A 5,362-nucleotide genomic window follows, 5' to 3' on the forward strand; every position below is an offset into this window, starting at 1 on the left:
GCTAATTATCAACCATTGCTTAGAGAACAAAATTGGCACGGTTGTTTTTGGCTGGAATTCTGGACAGAAAGACGGATCGGATATGGGACGTAGAAACAACCAGCAGTTTGTGCCAATTCCTACAGGAAAGCTAAAAGAGAGTAAAGTTCTAGCCAGTGATAAACTGAACTATGCTGAAAATAATGTATAATATGTTCAGCGTAGTCATGTTCGGTATGACCAAGTATGCAAAACCGAGAGAAGCGGCGGATTATTTTGGGGTGTGTCTCCACACTTTGAGGCGATGGGAACAGAAAGGTTGGATCAATGCAACACGTACACCATCAGGCAGGGCTAGAAGGTACGACCTGGACAGCTACATCAGAGCGCCAAAGAAAGTCAGGCGGGTTGTCTTGTACGCCAGAGTTAGTAGTCGAGGACAGAAACCAGACTTGGAGCGACAAATGGCGAGGTTGGTTAACCTCTATCCTGGAGCCGAGGTGGTCGGAGAAATTGGCAGCGGTCTCAACTTCAAGAGACCAAAGTTCCTTGCCCTATTGGAACGAGTTCGTGCAGGAGTTGTCGGAACAATTGTGGTCGCTCACCGGGATAGACTCTGCCGCTTTGGATTTGAGTTCGTTGAGTGGTACTGCCGTCAATACGGTTGCGAAGTCGTGGTTCTCGATGATCCGCACCTTTCTCCCCAACAGGAATTGGTTGAGGACATCCTCACCATCCTGCACTGCTTCAGTAGTCGGCTCTACGGACTCAGAAAGTACCGGGTTGCAATCGAGAAAGATACGGATTTACCCCGAACCGGCGTTGGCTAAAGTTTGGAAACATTGGCAGGCGGCGTGCCGATTCTGCTACAACCAAGCCATTGCCTACCAACGACAGCACGGACGACCGAGCAAGTTCAAGCTGCGAGACATTATCATGCACTCGGACTTACCTGAGTGGGTGAAAAGTACGCCGTGTCATATTAGGCAGAATGCGATTATGGAAGCGTGGGAAGCATTTGGCAAAAGTCCGAAAGCCAAGTTTCGCAGCGTCCGAGACGCCAGTCATACATTGCAGTTCAACAACAGCAATTTCAGCAACGGGACGTGGTATCCACGATTGACCAAAGGTTTATCGTTTAGCGCAACAGAAGACATTCCATCTTCCTGTGAATATGGAACAGCGTTGATGCGGGTAAAAGACCGTTGGTATGCTATTTTCCCGGAGCCTGTCAATTCGCAATGCACGTTGGCAAGAGGGATTATCGCCCTTGACCCCGGCGTAAGGACTTTTTTGACAGGTTTTGACGGGGATAGTTTTCTAGAATTTGGCGCGGGTGATTTCGGTCGCATCACCCGTTTGTGCCAATGCTTAGACAACCTCAGTTCCAGGATGTCTAAGGTAAACGCCAAACGCAGACGCAGGATGCGGATGGCGGCGTTTCGACTGCGACAGAAAATCAGGAACCTAGTGGACGAGTGCCACCGCAAGGTTGTATCGTTCCTAACGGATAACTACCGGGTGATTTTTCTGCCTACTTTCGAGTCTGCCGACATGGTAGCCAAAGTCAAGCGGAAAATCGGTACCAAGACGGCTAGAGCGATGCTGACCTGGGCACATTACCGGTTCAAACAGTTCTTGAAATTCCAAGCGCAGAAGAAAAACCTGGTGGTGGTGGATGTTTCTGAAGCCTATACCAGCAAAACCTGCACCAAATGTGGTTATGTGCATGAGGGTTTAGGTGGGCATCGGATGTTTCAATGCCCAGTATGTAAACATCGCCTGCCACGGGATTGGAACGGAGCTTTGGGAATTTTTCTCAGAGCATTGCGGGATACAGCCTTTCTGTTCAGACATGAGCAGAATGCTATCGTTTCACTGTTGGGCAGTAATGTTCAGCAGTGTTCAGCGTAAATGTATCAGTCCGTCTGTAGACTACATAAGAATACCCTGACTTTATGGAGCGGGAGTGTCAAGTTATAATATAACAGAACAGCTATGCGGAGGGTCATTCCGCGGCTGCACGTGGAAAGTTATTGCAGTAGCTCCCGATTACAGCGATGGGAGTATGTTACTACACTATGAATAAGGTCGAGCAGAGGGGGGGGTATCAAGTGAAAGAGTGGACACGAGGGGTAAGCTTAAGTTTGGCAGCGGTTGGTTTTGCGTCTCTATCAATAGCTGTCAATCAGCCAAGGGTTTCTGCCAAGGTGAGTAATGGGTTAGGTTTAGAAGCAGTATATGAGAACAAGGCGGGTGCAGTTTTTTCCAAAGAGCGCGAAGGAAAGGAGGAGGTTATTATTCACCCAAGAATCAAGTGTCCATTAGGTTTTTGGCAATCTAATTCTACTACAGTGCCCTTTTGTGTTAATAAAAGTCATGAGACTTATAAAGATACACCTGTTTGTTTATTAACTGATACCTGTAAGTTTGTAACATTTCAGGATATACGTTTACCTTTAATGTACAACAGTCAAAAGGTTATCGACAATTGGCAGCACTATGCGAATGCGGTATCGGTGGGTAAGATTGATGCTCGTTATTTTTCGGGGGCGATAGGGGTTGCCTGGCCAGGACTTAGTAGCGTGCAAACAAGTTGGGGGAAGCTTGCGCGTCTGGTTTGTGATTACGGTAATTGTCATGAGACGATTGTAAATATACCAGTTTTAGAGAAATTAATGGGAGTTTTAAGTTGGGGGGGACTTGCCAGTATTGAGAGTACACCTCAGTTTGTTGATATTCAAAATAGCTCTCAGCCGCTGAATTTAGGTAAAGTGCCAGCCAAGTGGTTAGGGAATGTAAAAATTTACGATATTGTGGATAACTTTGATTTATGGGAACATACAATTGACTCTGCAGGGGTTAGTCAGCCAACTGCAGGACAAGCTGGAATGGAGTATAAGCAGTTTGTGATTGTTCAGGCAGCAAAGGAGATGAACTTTCATGGGGTTATTAATTTTACCTATGATGACCGCCTCCCCTCAGACTTGGTAAGCCAACCATGGAGAAGGAACCAAACTATCATTAGTGGCACGAACCGCTTTGTCAAAACTAAGTGTACTTTTAAACAGATTGCAAATGGATTTACTAATTGTGCAAACCTGCAATTGAGGCTCAATAGACCTTCCGGTGGACCGTATCAGCTATACCTTATGGTAAGTGGCTTGCAGGAGCAGTTACTTGGTAAGGCAGGTGGGGATTGGATTGCCGCCAATACACTTTTGCAAAACCCTTATAAGATTGAAAGTGGTGACTTCCGGGGACCAGAAGTAGTAGGTTCTACCAACGATGAACCTTTGTTGCCGCAGGGTTCTAACGTAACAGTTGGGTTGAACCTTGATCAGTGTAGTAAGGAATCCAAGTATCAGAAGGCACATTATGCAAGTCAAGGGGATTTGGCTAGAATTAAGTCAAAAGGAGAAATTTCAGGTCCGGAGTATGTATCTAAATACTCAGGAACAGTTGTTCCAGCCTATACCCAAGACCCATGCCCTAATATATTTCGCAAGGCTGAACATAAGAAAAAGATAATTACCATGGATGCTAAATATCAGTATATTCATGAAATTCCGCGTGTTTGCCACCAAAGGCAACTTTACAGGCTTGCCTTGGGTAGAGTTAGGGTTAGATGGGGAAACACAAGTCACCTATCAAATCTTCCATTTGCAACAGATTTAAAGACCATTTATGCTTGTGAGCCGATTAAGGAGGTAAAGGGACAAGGAAAAAAATACCTTTCTCTTAGTAGGGAACCTATTCCTATACCTATGCGAGGTGGGCTAATGAGTGTTGAGGGAGATACCGCTCCCAGTGACTTATGATACCCTCCCGGCCCTCACCACTAGGGGTGAAAGGCAAGCTTCCTGCCCCAGCATCCCTTTTATCAACCACAAGAAAAATTCGTGCATCCCAAAGGCTGCAGGGCAGAATAGATAGCTTCTCCCACCCCTCAGAAGAATTCTGACCGAAAAACTTGGGTTCAAGCCCCGCCGTAGACTGTCTTAGGTTTTGGCAGATTATAGCGCCATCCTTCCTGCCCTTCAAGGCGGGACTTTTCGCACATTTCGGTCAGACTCGTTAAAGGTCATGTCGTATCGCCGGCTAGGTTAAGGTTGTCACCTGAAGGTCTACATCACGCTTTGTTATGGGGAACCAAGGTAGGAGCTACATCCAGCAACCCATAGCATATTAACCTTTGTATGCTATATTATATGATAAATGGCTTAAAAACAAACAGGGAAAGGAGTCAAGAGGATGAAAGATAAAGGGTATGAAGAAGCATTAAAAAGAATAGCATATTGTCTTGAGCATAAAATTAGTAGTCTCGATTTGTCTAACCTGAATTTAAAAGATTTGCCCTTAGAGATTAGTAATTTAACCCAACTAAAAGAACTACGTCTTTCTAATAACAATCTCCAGACATTACCCCCAGAAATTGGTAACTTAGGTGGGCTTCAAGAACTATATCTTGGACACAATCGGCTTCAACATCTGCCACCGGAAATTGGAAATTTAAGGCAGCTCAGAATACTATATCTTGCGTACAATCAACTGCAATCCATACCACAGAAAATTGGGAATTTGTCTGAGTTGAAATTTCTACATCTTGAAAATAATCAACTGCAATCTCTGCCACCAGAAATTGGGAATTTACATCGGCTCATGAGACTATATCTTGAGAATAATCAACTTCAATCTCTGCCACTAGGAATTGGGAATTTGACTTATTTAGAAACACTACATCTTGAAAACAATCAACTTCAATCTCTGCCACCAGGAATTGGTAATTTAAGTTATCTTACAGTACTGTTTCTTGAGAACAATCAACTGCAATTCTTGCCACCGGAAATTGGGAATTTGACTCATTTAGAAACACTACATCTTGAAAACAATCAACTGCAATTCTTGCCACCGGAAATTAACAATTTAACTAAGTTAAGAAAATTATACCTAGCCGGAAATCAATTTCCAAATTCGTTATTCAAAAACAAAACTTTATCTCGTAAGATAGTATACAAAAAAGTAAGGAATATGACATATAACAAATAAGAGAAAACATTACAACCCGTCAAATAATCAAGGTGTAGAGTAGCAAAACTTAGCAAACTAACTTTGGGAATAAAATGGATTAATCAGCAATAAAGAAGTCTGCACTATCTGTTCCATGTGACACTTCGCAACTCTAGGAAACTACCGAGTAAAATGCTTTAACACTGGTCACATCATTTCAATCGGATTCAATCCCAATAAATACACAGGTAGGTATAGAATTCATGCTTCTAGCACCCTTTCTCACATCTATAGCTAAACAGGCAAAGGTTGACATGCAGATGACTGAATCGATGAAGTCATGAAGGTTTAGAGTTGTGGATGTCATGGTTTT

At 43.8% G+C, this 5,362-nt stretch carries 4 protein-coding genes and 1 pseudogene; all 5 read left to right on the plus strand.

Annotated elements, in window-relative coordinates; all coding sequences use genetic code 11:
• Positions 1-190: pseudogene (locus ACWISF_RS00325) on the plus strand (hypothetical protein); the annotation flags it as partial.
• Between the two features lie 25 nt (positions 191-215).
• Positions 216-809, plus strand: coding sequence for an IS607 family transposase (locus ACWISF_RS00330; protein WP_448379610.1), 594 nt, complete (start codon positions 216-218; stop codon positions 807-809).
• On the plus strand, positions 697-1,893 hold the full coding sequence (locus ACWISF_RS00335) for an RNA-guided endonuclease InsQ/TnpB family protein (RefSeq protein WP_448379607.1): 1,197 nt from the start codon (positions 697-699) through the stop codon (positions 1,891-1,893). The genes ACWISF_RS00330 and ACWISF_RS00335 overlap by 113 nt, the downstream gene beginning before the upstream one ends.
• A gap of 167 nt (positions 1,894-2,060) precedes the next feature.
• A complete protein-coding gene (locus ACWISF_RS00340; RefSeq protein ID WP_448379608.1) occupies positions 2,061-3,800 on the plus strand; it encodes a hypothetical protein in 1,740 nt (579 codons plus the stop codon).
• A gap of 433 nt (positions 3,801-4,233) precedes the next feature.
• On the plus strand, positions 4,234-5,028 hold the full coding sequence (locus ACWISF_RS00345; protein WP_448379609.1) for a leucine-rich repeat domain-containing protein: 795 nt from the start codon (positions 4,234-4,236) through the stop codon (positions 5,026-5,028).
• The last annotated feature ends 334 nt before the right edge of the window (positions 5,029-5,362 follow it).

This window comes from Gloeomargarita sp., assembly GCF_053491055.1.

What these genes read in the sequence shown, in the direction of transcription:
- ACWISF_RS00340 (WP_448379608.1), top strand. Translation starts at nt 2,061, where the DNA reads ATGAATAAGGTCGAGCAGAGGGGGGGGTATCAAGTGAAAGAGTGGACA.
- ACWISF_RS00345 (WP_448379609.1), top strand. Translation starts at nt 4,234, where the DNA reads ATGAAAGATAAAGGGTATGAAGAAGCATTAAAAAGAATAGCATATTGT.
- ACWISF_RS00330 (WP_448379610.1), top strand. Translation starts at nt 216, where the DNA reads ATGACCAAGTATGCAAAACCGAGAGAAGCGGCGGATTATTTTGGGGTG.